Source organism: Stenotrophomonas sp. 86428_Sma, from assembly GCF_056481585.1.
Genome location: NZ_CM151156.1, coordinates 3,889,305 through 3,906,919, shown reverse-complemented (window position 1 = coordinate 3,906,919; position 17,615 = coordinate 3,889,305). Strand labels below are relative to the sequence as shown.

The 17,615-nt window shown below is 66.8% G+C and carries 15 protein-coding genes; 9 read left to right on the top strand and 6 right to left on the bottom strand.

The features are described from left to right. Window positions 1-41 precede the first annotated feature (41 nt). The 4 genes from rluD to ACZK3J_RS18005 are packed head-to-tail and all read left to right on the top strand — an operon-like array spanning window position 42 to window position 2,740. Window positions 42-1,031, top strand: a complete 990-nt coding sequence (rluD, locus tag ACZK3J_RS18020) for a 23S rRNA pseudouridine(1911/1915/1917) synthase RluD (RefSeq protein WP_080291790.1) — start codon at window positions 42-44, stop codon at window positions 1,029-1,031. After that, window positions 1,031-1,801 (top strand): peptidoglycan editing factor PgeF, encoded by a 771-nt coding sequence (gene pgeF, locus ACZK3J_RS18015; protein ID WP_032128817.1) that lies wholly within the window; start codon window positions 1,031-1,033, stop codon window positions 1,799-1,801. Before rluD ends, pgeF begins: the two co-directional genes overlap by 1 nt. A gap of 20 nt (window positions 1,802-1,821) precedes the next feature. Then, entirely contained in the window at window positions 1,822-2,328 is a 507-nt protein-coding gene (locus ACZK3J_RS18010) for a DUF4166 domain-containing protein (RefSeq protein WP_478476135.1), read from the top strand. Further along, window positions 2,303-2,740 (top strand): thiol-disulfide oxidoreductase DCC family protein, encoded by a 438-nt coding sequence (locus ACZK3J_RS18005; RefSeq protein ID WP_032128816.1) that lies wholly within the window; start codon window positions 2,303-2,305, stop codon window positions 2,738-2,740. The genes ACZK3J_RS18010 and ACZK3J_RS18005 overlap by 26 nt, the downstream gene beginning before the upstream one ends. A 73-nt stretch (window positions 2,741-2,813) precedes the next feature. On the opposite strand, the gene otsA is transcribed toward ACZK3J_RS18005, so the two are convergent. The 4 genes from otsA to ACZK3J_RS17985 all read right to left on the bottom strand — a co-directional run bounded on the left by otsA (window position 2,814) and on the right by ACZK3J_RS17985 (window position 9,336). Then, window positions 2,814-4,178, bottom strand: coding sequence for an alpha,alpha-trehalose-phosphate synthase (UDP-forming) (otsA, locus tag ACZK3J_RS18000; RefSeq protein WP_478476134.1), 1,365 nt, complete (start codon window positions 4,176-4,178; stop codon window positions 2,814-2,816). Continuing rightward, window positions 4,175-5,956 (bottom strand): glycoside hydrolase family 15 protein, encoded by a 1,782-nt coding sequence (locus ACZK3J_RS17995; protein ID WP_478476133.1) that lies wholly within the window; start codon window positions 5,954-5,956, stop codon window positions 4,175-4,177. The genes otsA and ACZK3J_RS17995 overlap by 4 nt, the downstream gene beginning before the upstream one ends. Before the next feature lie 39 nt (window positions 5,957-5,995). After that, window positions 5,996-6,754: a trehalose-phosphatase gene (gene otsB / locus ACZK3J_RS17990; protein ID WP_478476132.1), complete on the bottom strand. Its 759-nt coding sequence runs from the start codon at window positions 6,752-6,754 to the stop codon at window positions 5,996-5,998. A gap of 146 nt (window positions 6,755-6,900) precedes the next feature. Continuing rightward, window positions 6,901-9,336 (bottom strand): TonB-dependent receptor plug domain-containing protein, encoded by a 2,436-nt coding sequence (locus ACZK3J_RS17985; protein WP_149908715.1) that lies wholly within the window; start codon window positions 9,334-9,336, stop codon window positions 6,901-6,903. 214 nt (window positions 9,337-9,550) lie between these two features. On the opposite strand from ACZK3J_RS17985, the gene ACZK3J_RS17980 reads away from it, so the two are divergent. The 4 genes from ACZK3J_RS17980 (at window position 9,551) to ACZK3J_RS17965 (ending at window position 15,137) form a co-directional block, all read left to right on the top strand. Then, a complete protein-coding gene (locus ACZK3J_RS17980) occupies window positions 9,551-10,033 on the top strand; it encodes a DUF3574 domain-containing protein (RefSeq protein WP_121504690.1) in 483 nt (160 codons plus the stop codon). Window positions 10,034-10,069: 36 nt separating this feature from the next. Continuing rightward, the gene (locus tag ACZK3J_RS17975; protein ID WP_478476131.1) at window positions 10,070-10,927 is read left to right on the top strand and encodes an XAC2610-related protein; all 858 of its coding nucleotides are present in this window, start codon (window positions 10,070-10,072) and stop codon (window positions 10,925-10,927) included. A 132-nt stretch (window positions 10,928-11,059) separates the two neighbouring features. Beyond that, window positions 11,060-12,778 (top strand): thiamine pyrophosphate-dependent enzyme, encoded by a 1,719-nt coding sequence (locus ACZK3J_RS17970; protein ID WP_125892753.1) that lies wholly within the window; start codon window positions 11,060-11,062, stop codon window positions 12,776-12,778. Between the two features lie 754 nt (window positions 12,779-13,532). After that, window positions 13,533-15,137 carry a SulP family inorganic anion transporter gene (locus ACZK3J_RS17965; protein WP_478476130.1) on the top strand — a complete coding sequence of 535 codons (1,605 nt, stop codon included), beginning with the start codon at window positions 13,533-13,535 and terminating at the stop codon, window positions 15,135-15,137. A 79-nt stretch (window positions 15,138-15,216) separates the two neighbouring features. On the opposite strand, the gene ACZK3J_RS17960 is transcribed toward ACZK3J_RS17965, so the two are convergent. Together ACZK3J_RS17960 and ACZK3J_RS17955 are read right to left on the bottom strand one after the other, a co-directional pair. Continuing rightward, entirely contained in the window at window positions 15,217-15,927 is a 711-nt protein-coding gene (locus ACZK3J_RS17960; RefSeq protein ID WP_478476129.1) for a glutathione S-transferase, read from the bottom strand. A gap of 95 nt (window positions 15,928-16,022) precedes the next feature. Next, window positions 16,023-16,514 (bottom strand): hypothetical protein, encoded by a 492-nt coding sequence (locus tag ACZK3J_RS17955; protein WP_049400792.1) that lies wholly within the window; start codon window positions 16,512-16,514, stop codon window positions 16,023-16,025. Between the two features lie 154 nt (window positions 16,515-16,668). On the opposite strand from ACZK3J_RS17955, the gene ACZK3J_RS17950 reads away from it, so the two are divergent. Beyond that, on the top strand, window positions 16,669-17,490 hold the full coding sequence (locus ACZK3J_RS17950; RefSeq protein WP_478476128.1) for a DUF3014 domain-containing protein: 822 nt from the start codon (window positions 16,669-16,671) through the stop codon (window positions 17,488-17,490). Window positions 17,491-17,615: the final 125 nt, after the last annotated feature.

The window sequence follows — 17,615 nt, the reverse complement described above, 5'->3', positions numbered from 1 at the left end:
CGGCCGCCGGGACCCCAAAATTTCAAAGAATGCCCCCTGCCATGTCTGAACAACCCTCTGAATCGGCCCGCCAGGCCATCGTCCCCGACACCGCTGCCGGCCGTCGTTTCGACGCCGTGGTGGCCGAACTGTTCCCCGAATACTCGCGTTCGCGCCTGACCGAGTGGATCAAGGCTGGTGAGGTGCTGCTGGACGGCGCCCAGGTGCGCCCGCGCGATCCGCTGCGCGGCGGCGAGCTCGTGACCCTCAATGTGGTGCTCGAGACCCAGACCGACGCCCAGCCGGAGGACATCCCGCTGGACGTGCTGTTCGAGGACGAGCACCTGCTGGTGATCAACAAGCCGGTCGGCCTGGTGGTGCACCCGGGCGCGGGCAACCACAGCGGCACCCTGGTCAACGCCCTGCTGTTCCGCGACCCCTCGGTGGCGGTGCTGCCGCGCGCCGGCATCGTGCACCGCCTGGACAAGGACACCAGCGGCGTGATGGTGGTGGCCAAGACCCTGGAAGCGCAGACCGCACTGGTCGAGCAGCTGGCCGCGCGCGACGTGCACCGCCAGTACCTGGCCATCGTGATGGGTGCGCTGGTGGCCGGCGGTACCGCCGATGCCCCGATCGACCGCCACCCACGCGACCGCCTGAAGATGGCCGTGCGCGAGGATGGCAAGGAAGCGATCACCCATTACCGACTGCGCGAGCGCTTCCGTGCGCACACTGCGCTGGAGTGCCGCCTGGAAACCGGCCGTACCCATCAGATCCGCGTGCACATGGCGCACGTGCGCCATCCGATCATCGGTGACCCGCTGTACGGCGGTGCGCTGAAGCTGCCCAAGGGCGCCAGCGATGAGCTGGTAGCCGCGCTGCGCGGCTTCAAGCGCCAGGCCCTGCACGCCGAGACCCTGGAGTTCACGCACCCGATCACCGGTGAGCCGGTGCGCAACACCGCGCCGGTGCCGGACGACATGCTGCACCTGATGAAGGTGCTGCGCGAAGACAGCGAAGCCTTCGCCGCACGCGAGCGGGACCGCTGGTGATGGCCGCCGCGTTGCCTTTGCTGCAGGCGGACTGGCCGGCGCCTCCGGGCGTCCATGCGCTGACCACGCGTCGGCACGGTGCGGGCATTTCGCCGGCGCCGTTCGCGCAGTTCAACCTGGGCAACCGGCACGCGGCCGATGGTGATACCCCTGCCAACGTGGAGCACAACCGCCAGCTGCTGCAGCAGGGGCTGGCGCTGCCGTCGGCACCGCACTGGCTGCGCCAGGTGCACAGCAGTACCGTGCTGCGCTTCACAACGCCGCCGGTGCCAGGCGCAAGCGAACCGGTGGCCGACGCTGCGGTGACCTCGGTGCCCGGCGTGGTGCTGGCGATCCTGACCGCCGACTGCCTGCCGGTGGTGTTCGCCGCTGCCGACGGTAGCGAGGTGGGCGCCGCTCACGCTGGATGGCGCGGGCTGGCCGACGGCATGCTGGAGGCCACCGTGGCCGCCATGCAGACCCCGCCCGCGCAGCTTCGCGCGTGGCTGGGCCCGGCGGCCGGGCCGGCCGACTACGAGATCGGCGAAGAGGTCTTCCACGCCTTCGTCGGCCATGATCCAGCGGCCGAGGCGGCGTTTGTGGCGACACGCCAGGGGCACTGGAAGGTGGACCTGTTCGCCCTGGCACGTCAGCGCCTGCAGGCGGCGGGCATGGACCCGGCGCAGGTGTATGGCGGCACGGTGTCGACGATGGCCGATCCTGACCTGTATTCGCACCGGCGCGACCGTCGCACCGGGCGCATGGCGACCCTGGCCTGGATCGCGCCCTGACCCCGCCGCTGTTCGCGCGTGTGCTGGGGCCGGCCTTCGCCACCCTGGCCGCGCCGGTGCAGGCGCTGCATGCCGCACCGTTGCCTTGCCGCTACGTGGGGCAAGCGCGCATCGTGAGAGGGCGACACTGGCTGGTGCCGCTGCTGGCCGCGTTGGCGCGGTTGCCGAAGGACGGCGACGCGCTGCCCACCGAAGTGGCGTTCAGTGCACACGGGCAGGGCGAACGCTGGGCACGACGATTCGGTCGCTGGCCGATGGTGTCGCGGCTGTGGGCGCACGAAGGGTATCTGCGCGAGCAGCTGGGCGCGGTGCGCTTCGAATTTGATCTGCAGGCCCGCGAGGGTGGCATTGACTGGTCGGTGCGGCGGGTCTGGGCGTTCGGGCTGCTGCCGCTGCCGAGGCGCTGGTTTGGTGGTGTGCGTTGCCGCGAAGCCTGGCAGGGTGCGCGTTACACTTTCCTGGTCGATGTGACCTTGCCCTGGGCCGGAGCCCTGATCCGCTATGAAGGCTGGCTCGAACCGCAGTGATTCCGCCGCCGAGGCCGGCAGCGCGGTGATCGTGTTCGATGGCGTGTGTGCGCTGTGCAACCGCTGGGTGCGCTTCCTGCTGCGTTTCGACCGCAAGGGCCGCTACCGCTTTGCGGCGATGCAGGGCGCGCAGGGCAGTGCGATGTTGCGCGCGCATGGGCTGGACCCGCAGGACCCGATGTCGTTCCTGCTGCTGGACGAACAGGGCGCCTGGACCGATACCGATGCGATCCTGCGCGTGCTGGCGGGGCTGGGCGGCGCCTGGCGCCTGACCGGTGCATTGCGCGTGCTGCCGCGCAGCTGGCGTGATGCCGCGTACCGCGCGCTGGCCCGCAACCGCTACCGCTGGTTCGGGCGGCATGACGCCTGTTACCTGCCCGCACCGGAGCAGGCCGCGCGGTTCCTGGATTGAAGAAAAAAGGGGACGGAGGGGATTAAGTCGTTTGTGCACAAACGACTTAATCCCCTCCGTCCCCTTTTTTCCCTCAACCTTCCAGCGCGTCCAGATAGCTGCGGCGCCAGTGGTTGATGTCGTAGGTGCGCAGGTGCTCCATCATCGCGTGCCAGCGTTCCTTGCGCCTGCGCAGCGACATCGTTGCCGCGGTGGCGATGGCGTCGGCCACGCCGTCCAGATCATGCGGGTTCACCAGCAGCGCCTGCTTGAGTTCGTCGGCGGCGCCGGCCAGCAGCGACAGCACCAGCACGCCGGGGTCTTCCGGGTCCTGCGACGCCACGTACTCCTTGGCTACCAGGTTCATGCCATCGCGCAGCGGCGTGACCAGGCCCACTGCCGCCGCCCGGTAGAAGCCGGTCAGCGTGGCATGGGTGAAGTTCTGGTTGACGTAGCGCAGCGGCGTCCAGTCCGGTTCGGCGTGGCCACCGTTGATGTGCCCGGCGATCTGTTCCAGCTGGCTGCGCAGCTGCCGGTACTCGGTGACATCGCCGCGCGAGACCGGGGCGATCTGCAGGTAGGTCAGCGAGCCGCGCTGATCCGGATGGCGCTCCAGATAGCGCTCGAAGCCGAGGAAGCGTTCGGGCAGGCCCTTGGAATAGTCCAGGCGATCCACGCCGATCGCCAGCTGGCGGTCACGCAGGCTGTTGCGCAGGTTCTTCACAGCGGCCTTGGTGGCGGCGGTGCCGGCCTGTCGCGCGATCAGCTCGGTGTCGATACCGATCGGGAACGCCGCCGCACGGAAGCAGCGCCCGCCCGGTGCTTCCAGCTTGCCGTTTTCGAGCACGCGGCCGCCGCCGAACAGGCGCAGGTAGGTCTGGAAGCGATCGGCGTCGCGCTGGGTCTGGAAGCCGACCAGATCGTAGGCGTACAGCGCGGAGAACAACCGAAGGTGGTCGGGCATGGCCTGCAGCAGGTCGGCCGACGGCATCGGGATGTGCAGGAAGAAGCCGATGCGGCAGCCGATGCCACGCTCGCGCAGCAGGGCACCAAGCGGGATCAGGTGGTAGTCGTGGATCCAGACGATGTCGTCCTCGCGCAGCAGCGGCGCGAGCTTGTCGGCGAACAGCGCGTTGACCTTATGGTAGGTCTCGCGGGTGCCCCGGTCGTAGTCGACCAGATCCAGGCGGAAGTGCAGCAACGGCCAGAGGGTGCGATTGGCGAAACCGTTGTAGTAGCCATCCACCTCGCGCTTGCTCAGGTCGAGGGTGACGAATTCGATGTCACCGTCCTTCTGTGTGTGCAGCGTGCCGCTGCCGTCGCGCACACTCTTGCCGCTCCAGCCGAACCACATGCCGCCACGTTCCTTCAGCGCGGCCAGCAGGCCCACCGCCAGGCCGCCGGCGCGGTTCTCGCCCGGTACGGCCACACGGTTTGAAACCACCACCAGACGACTCACGATGCCTCCTGCCAGGACCGCGACAGGCGCATCGCGGCGGTGATCAGGCCGACGTGCGAATAGGTCTGCGGGAAATTGCCCCAGGCCTCGCCGCTGTCGAAGGCCAGATCCTCCGACAGCAGGCCCAGGTGGTTGCGCTGTTTCAGCAGCAGCTCGAACATCCCGCGTGCTTCGTCCATGCGCCCGATTGCCGCCAGCGCATCGATGTACCAGAAGGTGCAGATGGTGAAGCTGGTTTCCGGTTCGCCGAAGTCATCCGGCGCGACATAGCGGTACAGCGAGTTGCCATGCTTGAGGTCGCGCCCGATGGCGTCGACGGTGGCAATGAAGCGCGCATCCATCGCGTCGATGAAGCCGATGTCGGCCAGCAGCAGCAACGAGGCGTCCAGCCGATGACCACCGAAGGTGTCGGTGAAGTGGCCCAGCTCCTCGCTCCAGGACTCGGCCATGATGCGCGCATGGATGGTGTCGGCACGCTCGCGCCAGTAATGGGCGCGGTCATCGCGCTTCAGGCGCACGGCGATCTTGCACAGGCGATCGCACGCTGCCCAGCACATCGCGCTGGTGTAGGTGTGCACCTCGGTGCGGCCGCGGAATTCCCACAGGCCGGCATCGGGTACGTCGTGCAGGGCGAACGCCTGTTCACCCAAGGGTTCCAGGCGGGCGAAGGTGTGCGCATCGCCCGGGTCCTGCAGGCGGCGGTCGAAGAACAACTGGGTGGACGCCAGCACCACGCTGCCGTAGACATCGTGCTGGCGCTGCACCCAGGCCAGGTTGCCGCGCCGCACCGGGCCCATGCCACGGTAGCCGGACAGGCTGGGTACTTCGTCCTCGTCCAGCTTGGCCTCGAAGCCGATGCCATACAGCGGCTGCAGCGTGCCATCGGTGGTGGCCAGGTTGAAGATATAGCCGAGGAACTGCTCCATCGTGCGCGTTGCGCCGAGGCGGTTCAGTGCGCGCACCACGAACGCGGCATCACGCAGCCAGCAGTAACGGTAGTCCCAGTTGCGCACGCTGCCGGGCGCTTCCGGAATGGAGGTGGTCATCGCCGCGATGATCGCGCCGCTGTCCTCGTACTGGCACAGCTTCAGGGTGATCGCACTGCGGATCACCGCGTCCTGCCATTCCAGCGGAATGGACAGGTAGCGCACCCATTCGCGCCAGTAGTCGCGGGTGCGCTGGAAGGCTTCCTGCACATAGCCACTGATCGAGCGGTTGAGCGATTCATCCACGCCCAGGATCAGGTGGATGGGATGGTTGAGCACGAACGGCAGGCCATCGCGGATGAAGCGCACCGGCACGTCGGTGGTCAGCCGCAGCACGTGTTCGGGCAGGATCCAGCGCACGTGGTTGCTGCCCCAGGTGGACTCGGGCACGCGTGCGCCCCAGTCGGCCAGTGGCCGTGCGTGCACGGTGATGCGTGGGCTGCCGGCCAGTGGTCGTACCTGGCGGATCAGGCTGACCGGTCGGTAGAAACGGTCGTTCTGGCGCCAGCGCGGGGCGAAATCAAGGATTTCCAGTTCACCACCGTGCGCGTCGCGCAGCACGGTACGCAGGATCGCGGTGTTGGTCAGGTATTCCTGCTCGCTGCTCGCGAAGTCCTCCAGCTCGATGGCGAAGTCGCCACCGGTCTGCTGGTTGGGGCCGAGCAGGGCACAGAAGGTGGGGTCGCCGTCGAAGGTGGGCAGGCAGCTCCAGACAACGCGGGCACGTTTGTCGATCAGGGCGCCGAAGCTGCCGTTGCCGACCACGCCCAGATCAAGATCGGGTTGGGTCATCACGCGGTACATCTCGGTTGCGGCCGTGGGGTGGCCGGGTCAATAGGCATTCTCACGCAGCCAGGCGTGCACGCCGCGTATGTCGGGCAGCGCGAACACGGCTTTGCTGGGTTCCCGTTCGCCCACCAGTACGCTCCAGCCATGCTGGCCATTGGCGGCGTCGAAGCCGAACTCATCGGTCAGGTCATCGCCGAGGAACACCGGCAGGCGGCCGCGGAACGGCAGGTACTGCATCATCCGGCGCACGGCACGGCCCTTGTCGGTGCCGACAGGCACGAACTCGACCACATGGTCGCCAGGCTGCAGGCGGTAGCTGGCACGGCCACGCACGTGGCGGTCGGCGAAGGCGCGCACATCACTTGCCGCGTGCGGCGCACCGCGCCAATGCAGCGCCAGGCCGACGCCCTTGTCTTCCACCAGCACGCCGGGATGGCCATGGGCAAAGCGCATCGCCTGCTGGTGCAGCGCGTGCAGCCACTCGGCGGTGTCGTCGTCGTGTTCGTCGCGCAGGACGCGACCGTCTTCGCCGCGCAGTTCGTGGCCATGCAGGCCGGCGGCGGGCAATTTCAGGGGAGCGAACAGTTGATCCAACTGCTCAAGCGGGCGACCACTGACCAGTGCCACGGCACCTTCCAGGCGGTCGCTGATGCGGCCGATGGCTTCACGCACATCCGGCAGCAACTGCACGGCATCCGGGCGTGCAGCGAATTCGATCAGGGTGCCGTCGACATCGAGGAACAACGCGCAGGCGTCATCCAGCAATGGCGGTGGCGGACGCAGGGGGAGCGGTTCAGCCATGACGCCCAGCTTGCCAGCGTGGGCGTGTACGTGGGGTCGAGGGCAGGCTACGGATTGGGTAGTGCCGGCCGCTGGCCGGCACCGTCATGGTCCCTGGATGCACCCTGAGGTTGCCGGCCAGCGGCCGGCACTACCGGACTGATGAATCAGAACGTATAGCGGACGCGGCCGTAGTAGTACGCGCCGTTGCTGCCGATCGGCGACAGCACGTCGTACGGCAGGTTGCCGAAGTAGTGGATATCGCTGTTGGATCGATCCGGGTAGTTGTCGGTCAGGTTCTGGCCGCCGATGGCCACGCTCCATTGCGGGGTGATGCGGTACTCCACTTCCGCATCCAGCTGCCATTCGGCCTGGTAGGTCTGGCGCGGGATGTAGCCATCACCGAAGTTGAACACGCGGGTGGCGCTGCCATAGCGGTTCACGCGGGTGCTAAGCGACCAGTGGTCGTTGCTCCATGCGGCCGAGAGACTGCCGCGCGTACGCGGGGTGGCATCGGTGAGGGTGTTGGTCTCTTCGATGCCGAACAGCACATAGTCCGGGTTCAGCGCGCGCAGCTGCGCCGGCGTGGCCAGCACGTTCTTCAGCGTGGTCTTCGTGTACGCATAGGTGCCGGTCAACAGCAGCTGGCCATCGCCCAGCGACTGGCGCCAGTTGCTCACCAGTTCGGCGCCGCGGGTGCGGGTGTCGGCGGCGTTGACGAAGAAACTGGCGCTCTGCAGGCCGCTGACGCCGTAGTTGGCCGCCACGTAGTCGGTCAGTGCATCGCCGGTGATGCTCTCCGACAGCGCGATGCGGTCGTCGATGTCGATCTGGAAGAAGTCCAGCGACAGGTCGAAGTGCTCACCGATGCGGCTGGTGAAGCCCAGCGAGGTGTTGATCGATTTTTCCGGCTTCAGGTTCTGCGCACCGAGGCCACGGGCGATCGGATTGTTGACCGACAGCAGGCGACCCTGCACCAGCTGGCCGCCGGCGTTGTAGCCGGTGGAGGTGGATTCGTAGCCGATCTGCGCCAGCGACGGCGCGCGGAAGTTGTTGGAAATGGCACCGCGCAGCGCGAACGCCGGGGTGAATTCATAGCGCAGGCCGAGCTTGCCGGTCAGTTCACCGCCGAAATCGTCGTTGTGCTCGTAGCGTGCGGCCAGATCGGTGGAGAACTTCTCGCCGAACTGGCTGGACAGGCTGGCGTAGGCGCTGGCCACGTCGCGCGACAGCCGCGCCGCATCCTGCGGGGTCAGGCCACCACCGGCCTGCGAGCCGGTCGGGCGATCGGTGTAGGGGCCGGCGGCGTAGCTGGCCGGGTCACCCGGGCGGGTCTGGTAGCGCTCATGGCGCGCTTCCACGCCCAGGCCCAGGGTGTGGCTGATGCTGTCGCTCTGGGTGAACACACGACTCAGGTCGAGGTTGCCCACGGTCTGTGCGTATTCGTAGTCGGCGGTCTTGAAGCGGGTCGGGCTGGTCGGGCCCAGCGACGCGTTGAGCGAATCACGCAGGCGGTAGGTGAAGTCGTTCTGGCCGTAATCCAGGCTGCCGTCGTAGCTCCATTCACCCCACTGGCCGCGCACGCCGGCCACGGCCTGCACGTCGCGGTTCTCGCCTTCGGAGATCGGCCGGTAACCGTTCGGATAGACCTGCTTCCAGTTGGCATCGCCATCGGGGTAGCGGAAGTAGTTCGCACCTTCGGTATCACGCTGGTTGAAGGTGCCGAACGCGTAGAACGTCGACGTCTGGCCTACCGGAATCTCGGTGTTCAGCCACAGGTTGATGTCCTTGCTCTTGCCATCGCCCAGCACGTAGTTGCGCTTGCCCAGCAGCGCCAGGTTGTCCGGCGTCTGGTCCCACGGCGGAATCTGGTCGAAGCCGGCGCGGTTGGTGCCGTTGCGGTGCTTGTACTCCAGGCCGATACGCAGGAAGCCGCCGTCCTCGCCCAGCGAGGTGCCGACCTTGGCGCTGATGTTGCCGGTCTGGCCGTCGGTGAGGGTGCGGCCGATCGGCTTGAGGTCGGTGTGGTTGGCGCCGTAGCTGGCCTCTATCTCGCCACCGTCGCCGCCGTTGTCGAGGATCACGTTGATCACGCCGGCCACGGCGTCCGAGCCGTACAGCGCACCGGCGCCGTCGCGCAGCACTTCGATGCGCTTGATCGCGCTGACCGGGATCGAATTGAAGTCGACCGGCGTGGTGCCCTTGCCGATCTTGCTGTCGGTGTTCACCAGCGCGGTGTGGTGGCGGCGCTTGCCATTGACCAGCACCAGCACTTGGTCCGGCGACAGGCCACGCAGCTGTGCGGCGCGCACGTGGTCGGCGCCGCCGGAGTTGGACTGGCGCGGGAAGTTGAACGACGGCAACAGCGCCTGCAGCGCGCTGCCCAGTTCGCCATTGACCACGCCGGCCTTGCGGATGTCCTCGGCGGTGAGCACGTCCACCGGCGAGGTGGATTCGAGCACGGTGCGGTCGGCGGCACGGGTGCCGGTGACGATCACGGTGTCGAGGTTGGTAGCGTCCTGGGCCAGAGCCGGGACGGCGGTGGAGGAAAGCGCGAGGGCGATGGCGAGGCCGAGCGGCGACGCGGGCAGGCGGATGGACATGGGGGCTCCAGCAACAACGACGACGGGGAAGGGGGAGATAGTTTCACTTACATCCATCCGGATGAAGCGATATATTATCTTCGCGTGATGGCCGGTGCCGATGCAAGTCCCTGCCGGTCCGGCATGAGTTGATGCCCCGTTGGCATCAGCACGCCGGACCGGTGGCGCTGTACGCTGCCGGCTCGCCTTGTCCCCCTTCCCCGGAGCTGTACCGATGAAACACCTTGGCCTCGTCTTCGCCGTGCTGCTGGCCACCAGTGGCTGCGCCAGCCTGTCCTCTCAGGCGCCCAGCGCCTATGCCACGGCCACCACCGCCGAACTGAAGGGTGATGCCGCACGCCCGTCCGCCGGCCACGGCTGGGTGCGCAGTGAGCTGTACTTCGGCGTGGGCGAGGAGCAGGGCGCCGGCAACCGTCCGCAGGCCGACACCATCAGCGAGACGCAGTGGCGCACCTTCCTGGACAAGGAAGTGACCCCGCGCTTCCCGGATGGACTGACCGTGTTCGATGCCTATGGCCAATGGCTGTTCCGCGGTGATGCCGCGCCCAACCGCCTGCGCACCAAGGTGCTGGTGGTGCTGCACGAGGACACCCCGCAGCGCCGTGCTGATATCGAAGCGATCCGCCTGGCGTGGAAGCAGCAGACCAAGCATCAATCGGTGCTGTGGTCGCGGCAAGCGGTCGAGGTATCGTTCTGAGTTGAAGGTGCCGCCGCGGTGCCGCAGGGAGCGATGATGAACTACAGGGAATGCCTGCTGGGCCTGGTATTGGCAGGTGTGCTGGCACCGACGGCGCAGGCGCGTGGGGACGATAGCGAAACGCTACGCTTCCAGGTGGCCGCGCATGTGCAGGCGCATGCCGATCCTCAGCAGGACGGCAGCATCGTGGTGCAGTTGTCGCCGTCGGGCAAGCGCCAGAGGCTGGAGGGTGCGGCGGATGCCGACGGCAATTCGCGATGGTCGCTGGAAGACGTCGATTTCGATGGATACCCGGAACTGGTCGCGCGTGCATCGGTGGGCATGGTCAACGAGGCGGTGGCGGTGTACCGCTTCGACCCGGCCAGTGCCGGGTTCCGCGCGCTGCAGGCCGACACCCATGGCAAGGACAGCTGCGGTGACCTGATGGGGTTGAGCGTGGATGCTGCCACTCGAACCCTGACCAGCAGCTGCCGTAGCGGCCCGATGTGGTACGCCGACCAGTACCGGTTTGCAGGTGCGAAGCTCTATCTCTACCGCAGCGAGAGCGTGCTGATGCTGGGCGACACGGTGAACGCCGCGTTGCAATGGGAACAGAGCGACGAGCAGGGTCCGCTGGCGGTCTGGCGCACCTATGATCCCGCCGGTCGTGTGCTGGAGACCGCCATCGCTGATGGCCTGGGCGCACCGCCGAATGGGCCGCTGCGTGGCCAGCAGGCCACCGTGGTGCCAGCGCGCCTGTTCCTGTTCGACCGACCCGGTGCATCCAGCACCAAGCGTTATCTGGTGCAGGGCGACCTTGTGGAAATGCTGGATGAACAGGATGGCTGGATGAAGCTGCGCTACCGCAATCCGAAGCTGGGCGCGGTGGTGGGCTGGATCAACGTCAACGATTGAAGAAAAAAGGGGACGGAGGGAATTAAGTCGTTTGTGCCGTTAACGACTTAATTCCCTCCGTCCCCTTTTTTTGCGGAAGCATCACTTCATCAGGTCTAGCCTCGGACGTTCCCCCGTTCGAGGATGTATCCGATGAGCAAGCGCGTGGCCGAAATCGTGGTGGACGCCCTGCAGCAGGCTGGTGTCCGCCGTTGCTACGGTATCGTGGGCGATACGCTCAATCATGTGACCGATGCGATGCATGGCAGTGACATCGCCTGGGTGCACGTACGACATGAGGAAGTGGCCGCATTCGCCGCAGGCGCGGATTCGCTGGTCAGCGGCCAGTTGACTGCGTGTGCTGGCTCCTGCGGCCCGGGAGGCCTGCATTTCATCAATGGCATCTTCGAGAGCAATCGCAACCGCGCGCCGATGGTGTTGATCGCCAGCCAGATCGTCACCAGCGAGCTGGGCATGGAGTTCCCGCAGGAAGTGGACTTCAAGGCGGTGTATGGCAGCTGCACGGTGTTCTGCGAGCAGGTGCACAGTGCCGAACAGGCGCGACGCGTGGTGGCACTGGCCTGCCAGGCCGCGATCAGCCGTCGCGGCGTCGCCGTAGTGATCCTGCCGGCTGACATCAGCGAGGCCGAGGTGAAGCACGATGTGCCGTTCTCGGTGCACTACACCCAGCCGGTGCTGCGCCCGTCCGACGCCGAACTGCAGCGCATCGCCGAGCTGCTGGGGCAGGGCAAGCGCATCGGCATCTATGCCGGCGCCGGCTGCCAGGGCGCACACCCGCAGCTGCTGGAACTGGCACGACGCCTGCAGGCGCCGGTCGCGCATACCTCGCGCGCCAAGGATTTCGTCGAGCCGGACAACCCGTACAACATGGGCATGACCGGCATCTTCGGCATCGAGTCCGGCTTCCACACGCTGATGGAGTGCGACACGCTGCTGCTGCTCGGCGCCGACTTTGCCTGGGGCCAGTTCTACCCGGACAAGGCCACGATCATCCAGGTCGACCGCGATGGCAGCCACCTCGGCCGTCGCCATCCGGTGAACCTTGGCGTGGTCGGTGATATCGCGCCGACGCTGGACGCCTTGCTGCCGATGCTGCCGCCGCGCGAGGACAGCAGTTTCCTGGACGAGTGCATCGAGCGCCGTGACAAGGCACTGAAGAAGCGCGAGAAAGAAGAGCAGCCCGGTGAGGGCGAGCTGATCCATCCGCAGCACCTGACCGCGCTGCTGTCGAAGTACGCCACCGATGATGCACTGTTCACCGCCGATGGAGGCTCGCCGATGGTGTGGGTGTTGCGCCACATCCGTGTCAACGGCCGCCGCCGCACGCTGACCAGCTTGCTGCACGGCACGATGGCCAACGCGATGCCACAGGCACTGGGCCTGCAGAAGGCGTTCCCGGGTCGGCAGGTGATCTCGCTGTCCGGCGATGGTGGCCTGGCGATGCTGTTGGGCGATCTGTTGACGGCCGTGCAGGAAAACCTGCCGATCAAGGTGGTGGTGTTCAACAACGGCTCGCTGAACTTCGTCGAGCTGGAGCAGAAGGTGGAGGGGCTGCTGGACAACTACACCGACCTGAAGAACCCGGACTTCGGCCGCCTGGCCGAGGTGATCGGCTTCCACGGCCGCACCGTGACCCGCAGCGAGGATCTGGAGGAGGCGGTGCAGGACTTCCTGGCGCAGCGCGGCCCGGCGCTGCTGGACGTGCATACCAGCCGCGCCGAGCTGGTGATGCCGCCGCAGATCGAGGCCAAGCAGGTGGCCGGTACCGCGCTGTATGCGGCCAAGGCGGTGTTGAACGGCCGCTTCGACGACGTGAAGCATCTGCTGGTGGACAACTTCCTGAAGAAGTAGGGGTTGGTCGATGCAGGGCTGCGCCCTGCACCCGCGGTAGTGCCGGCCGCTGGCCGGCAACTTCAAAAGCAAAGGCGGCTATCCGTGGGATGGCGGGGTGGGTCCGGTTGCGGGGGACGCTGCAAGTCCCCCTCCGGGGCCCGGCCTAGCCGCTGGCGGCTGTGCGTTCGGGCGCTTGCGAAGCAATGCTTCGCAAGCAAAGCGCCCTCACCCATGTAAGCTCGGTCGCGCCATCCATGGCGCTCACGCCCCCGCAACCGGACCCACCCCGCCCTCGACAGTTTTTCGCTGCTGTTGGTAGGTGTCGACCTTGGTCGACACGGTAGATCCACGCCATGCGTGGATAGCGTGGAAATGATCGAATTGTTCTTGTAGAGCCGAGCCATGCTCGGCTGAGAGGCTTGGCGTACAGCAGCCGAGCATGGGCTCGGCGCAACAACGAGAGCCTGCCTTTGCTTTTGATCTTTTGATTCTCTTCCGTGGCTGGCACGCGCAGGAAACTGTCAGGGGCCGTTCGGGATGGGCTGCGCAGGACCGTTGGCGCCATGGATGGCGCCATCCAGCCCCCAGGGACGGGTTTACGGCGTGTCCTGCGCAGCCCATCCCGACCGGCCCAACCCAGAAATCGCTGTCCGCGACCAACCCAGCCACGAGGGGCCCCGCCGTTGGCTGGAACCCATCATTCCACGACGGAATTGGCGCACCGGCCCCGCTGGGCCTACCATCGGCGGTCCCCACCCCCACCACCCCTTCCATGTCCGCTCCCGCTTCCGCCGCACCGCGTCGCTGGTTCGTCTCCGGCGACTTCAACGGCTTCTTCGGCCTGGTCGTCGACAACCTCTCCATCCTCGGCTTCATCGCCATGGCCCTGGTCGGGATCTTCCAGTTCCCCGCCGACGTGGTGTTCGGCCGCATGTTCCCCGGCACCGCCTTCGGTGTGCTGGTGGGCAACCTGCTGTACACCCTGATGGCCCGCCGGCTGGCTGCGCGTACCGGTCGCGACGATGTCACTGCCATGCCGCTCGGCCTGGATGCACCGACCAGCATCGGCATGGCGCTGCTGGTGCTCGGCCCGGCCTTCATCGCCTTCAAGCAGCAGGGCATGGATCCGCACGCTGCAGGCATCGCCACCTGGCAGCTGGGCATGGCCGCGCTGGTCATCATGGGCGTGCTCAAGTTCGTGCTGTCATTCTTCGGTGAAGCGGTCACCCGCGCGCTGCCGCGTGCTGCGCTGCTGGGTTCCATCGCCGGCATCGCGCTGGTGCTGATGGGCCTGCTGCCGCTGCTGGAAACGCTGCGCTCGCCGCTGGTTGGTTTCACTACGCTGGGCCTGCTGCTGTACGTGCTGATCGCCAAGGGCAAGCTGCCGGTGCGTGGCCCCGGCGTGCTGCTGGCCTTCGTGTTCGGCACCGTGCTGTATTACGGCCTTGGCCTGGCTGGGCTGGGTGCACCGGGCTTCCACGTACCGGAGTGGGTGCCGCCGCAGGTGGTGCTGCCGCTGCCGACGCTGGGCTTCCTCGAGGGCCTGCCCACCGCGATGACCTACCTGCCGCTGCTGCTGCCGTTCGGCCTGCTGATGGTGGTCGGTGGCATCAACGTGTCTGAAAGCGCACGCGCGGCCGGTGATGATTACCGCACCCGCGACATCCTGCTGGTGGAGGCGGTGGCCACGCTGGTGGCCGGTGTCTGCGGCGGCGTGGCGCAGACCACGCCGTACATCGGCCAGCCGGCCTACAAGCATATGGGCGCGCGCAGCGGCTACACGCTGCTGACCGGCCTGTTCGTTGGCATCGGCGGCATGCTCGGCATCATCTCCGGGCTGGTGCAGTGGCTGCCGCTGGCGGTGCTGGCACCGATCATCGTGTACGTGGCCATCGACATCACCACCCAGGCCTTCCAGGCCACGCCGCGCCACCACACCGGTGCGATGGTGTTCGGTTTCCTGCCGTCGGTGGCCTACCTGCTGGCGATCAAGGCGCCAGGCTGGATCGCACCGGACCAGCTGCCGCAGCTGCTGACCAAGCTCGATGGCCACGGATTGCCTGAGCTGGCGGTGATCTTCACTCTCGGCAATGGCTTCATCATCACCTCGATGCTGTGGATCTCTGCGGTGGCGGCGATGGTGGATGGCCGCCTGCGCCGCGCCTGCGGCTTCCTGCTGGTGGCGGCGGTGCTGACCCTGTTCGGCCTGATCCACTCGGTGGACCCGCGCGGTGGCATCTACCTGCCGTGGGATCTGGACGGCCTGGCGCGCATCATCAGCTGGCAGTTCGCCGGCGCCTATGTGGCATTGGCGCTGCTGCTGGGCCTGCTGTCACTGCAGAAGCAGGCGGTGAAGCCGCTGGGTGAAAACAGCTGACCCCAGAGTAGTGCCGGCCGCTGGCCGGCATCCTCATGGACCTCGGACGTAGCGTGCAGCTGCCGGCCAGCGGCCGGCACTACCGCTCTCCATCCAGTTCCGGGTAGTGGCGGAAGATGCCGTTGGTGTTGAACGGCAACCGCCGTTCCGAGTCCAGATAGGAGGCAATGTTGGGTCGTTTCGCCACCCGCTCCTGCAGCGCGCGCAGCAGGGGCAGGGTCGGTTCCAGTGCCTGCATACGGCGTGGGAACATGTAATCCAGCCCGCTCAGCAGCTGGAACAGCGACAGGTCCACATACGAATGCTCGCGCAGTGCATGGCGGCCACCGTTGGCGGCCAGCACCTGCTCGAAGTAGCCGAGGAACTTCGGCAGCCTCTCGCTGCGCAGTGACGCGGCGCGTGCCTTGGCTTCGGTCTTCTGCTCTTCGTAGTACTTCGATGCAGCGATCGGATGGTGGGTGTCATGCACCTCGGCCACCAGGTCGGCGATGGTCAGCTGCAACTGCAGCGCCTGCATCCGCCGCGAGGCTGCCTGTGGCACCAGGTCCAGCGTCGGGCCCAGGAAATCCAGGATTGCCGCGACCTGCGCGATGACCTGGCGACCGGTCTTCAGGAACGGCGGCGCGAAGGGCTGCGCACCTTCACTGCTGCCATCGAGAAACGGCTGCATCACTGCATCGCCGTGCACCCGCGCCATGTCGATGTAGTCGGCACCGGCATCCTCCAGCGCCAGGCGCACGAACTCGCCACGGCCCTGGATGCCGGTCCAGTAATACAGCGCGTACTGCATGGCTGTGTCTCCACGGGACAGGATGCATAGCGTCGCGCTGCTCGCGCAAAGCGGGCGTGAGTGCAATGCCTACCTGGCGTTGGATGTCGGAGTGTTCAGGCCGATGGCGCGACGGTGATGATGTCGTGTTCATTGACGCTGCCAGCCAGCGTGTAGCGATATCCCTTGGCCAGGACTTCAACGTAGCTGTCATGTGCGGCAAGGATGAAAAGCTGCAGGTCGTGGACATTGCGGGGATCGTAGTGCGCGAGCAGTGCCGCCAGGCCAGGATCGTGGATGACCCGGTAGAAGCCGGGGAAAGGGCAGAGACCGGTTTGCCGCCAGTGCGCGGTTTCATCGGCTGGTCCGGTTTCCTCGACGATCTCACCGTGGCGCATCTCGTGAAAATTTCCGCCCCGGCAACGCGCTTCATGGACAAGTTCGAAATCCACCTGCAGTGAGCGGTAACGCATGCCCGGCTGCGCTGCATAGTCCTCCAGCGTCTGTGCCTCCACGTTCACCTGTGCGCTCGCGTTCTGCTCTCGATACACCAGTGTCAGGTCGAGCGTGCTGATGCGGAAAGGCACCGGTTCCGGGCGAAGCTCCATGGGTCGTTCGTCGAAGGGGCTGGACTACTTATTGGGCCGCCCGTCGCACTGCGCTGTCAACGCGTTTCCCGAACCTTACCGGAACGGGTGGGGAACCCACGGAAATCAGCTGGGTCACACCTTCTCCATGCGTGTGAAAACGAGGTGCTGCATCATGCAGAGTGGAAAGGCGGTATGGCCCTGGGTGTTGGGCGTGGTGGTGATCGGTGGCGCGGGCGGTTGGCTGTTCCGCGACCAGCTGAAGAGCCTGGCGGACGGAGTCTCGGTGCCGGTGCAATCGCCCCCCGCCAGTACCGGCACACCGGCACAACCGAAGGCGGCTGCGGAACCCGCGCCGGCACCACCGCCGATCAGGCATCTGCTGGATACCGAGGCTGCGGCCGACCCGGCGCTGCCCAAGCTGGCTGACAGCGATGCCGTGGCCTGGGGCGCACTGAGCCAGCTGTTCCAGGGCGAGGGTCCGCTGACCCTGCTGCTGCGCGATCATCTGATCCAGCGCCTGGTCACCCAGGTCGACAACCTGGACAAGCCCAGCGTGCCGCCGACCGCGCTGGCCGCGCGGCCGCTGCCGGGCAACCTGCAGGTCGAGGCGGGTGAGGGCGGCGAACGCATCGCCGCAGCCAATGCGGCGCGCTATGCGCCCTACGTGCAGGCCTTCACCGCGCTCGACCCGGCGGCAACGGCCACGGCCTACAAGCGCTTCTATCCACTGATCCAGCAGGCCTATGTGGACCTGGGCCGGCCCGACGGGTACTTCAATGATCGCCTGGTCGCGGTGATCGACCACCTGCTGGACACCCCGGAGCCGGCCCAGCCGCCGTTGGTGGAACGCGATGAGCGCGGCCGCTATCGCTTCGTCGACGCCACTCTGCAGTCACGCTCGATCGGGCAGAAGGCCCTGCTGCGCATGGATGTGGCGCAGGCGCGGGCGATCAAGCAGCAGCTGCGGGCGATCCGCAGCGCGATCACCCGCTGAGCCGGTCCATCGCGCAGAACTGATCGGGATCAACGCGCCGACCACACCCGTTCCGGCATGCTGGCCGCAGGCTGACTGGCCTCGGGGTGCAGTCGCAGTCACCCTTGAAACGGGGTGGGGCAACC

Coding starts and splice junctions, on each gene's coding strand:
- ACZK3J_RS17970 (WP_125892753.1), top strand. CDS start 11,060: ATGAGCAAGCGCGTGGCCGAAATCGTGGTGGACGCCCTGCAGCAGGCT.
- ACZK3J_RS17960 (WP_478476129.1), bottom strand. CDS start 15,927: ATGCAGTACGCGCTGTATTACTGGACCGGCATCCAGGGCCGTGGCGAG.
- ACZK3J_RS17980 (WP_121504690.1), top strand. CDS start 9,551: ATGAAACACCTTGGCCTCGTCTTCGCCGTGCTGCTGGCCACCAGTGGC.
- ACZK3J_RS17955 (WP_049400792.1), bottom strand. CDS start 16,514: ATGGAGCTTCGCCCGGAACCGGTGCCTTTCCGCATCAGCACGCTCGAC.
- ACZK3J_RS17985 (WP_149908715.1), bottom strand. CDS start 9,336: ATGTCCATCCGCCTGCCCGCGTCGCCGCTCGGCCTCGCCATCGCCCTC.
- ACZK3J_RS18005 (WP_032128816.1), top strand. CDS start 2,303: ATGAAGGCTGGCTCGAACCGCAGTGATTCCGCCGCCGAGGCCGGCAGC.
- otsB (WP_478476132.1), bottom strand. CDS start 6,754: ATGGCTGAACCGCTCCCCCTGCGTCCGCCACCGCCATTGCTGGATGAC.
- ACZK3J_RS17950 (WP_478476128.1), top strand. CDS start 16,669: ATGCAGAGTGGAAAGGCGGTATGGCCCTGGGTGTTGGGCGTGGTGGTG.
- ACZK3J_RS17975 (WP_478476131.1), top strand. CDS start 10,070: ATGAACTACAGGGAATGCCTGCTGGGCCTGGTATTGGCAGGTGTGCTG.
- ACZK3J_RS17965 (WP_478476130.1), top strand. CDS start 13,533: ATGTCCGCTCCCGCTTCCGCCGCACCGCGTCGCTGGTTCGTCTCCGGC.
- rluD (WP_080291790.1), top strand. CDS start 42: ATGTCTGAACAACCCTCTGAATCGGCCCGCCAGGCCATCGTCCCCGAC.
- pgeF (WP_032128817.1), top strand. CDS start 1,031: ATGGCCGCCGCGTTGCCTTTGCTGCAGGCGGACTGGCCGGCGCCTCCG.
- ACZK3J_RS17995 (WP_478476133.1), bottom strand. CDS start 5,956: ATGACCCAACCCGATCTTGATCTGGGCGTGGTCGGCAACGGCAGCTTC.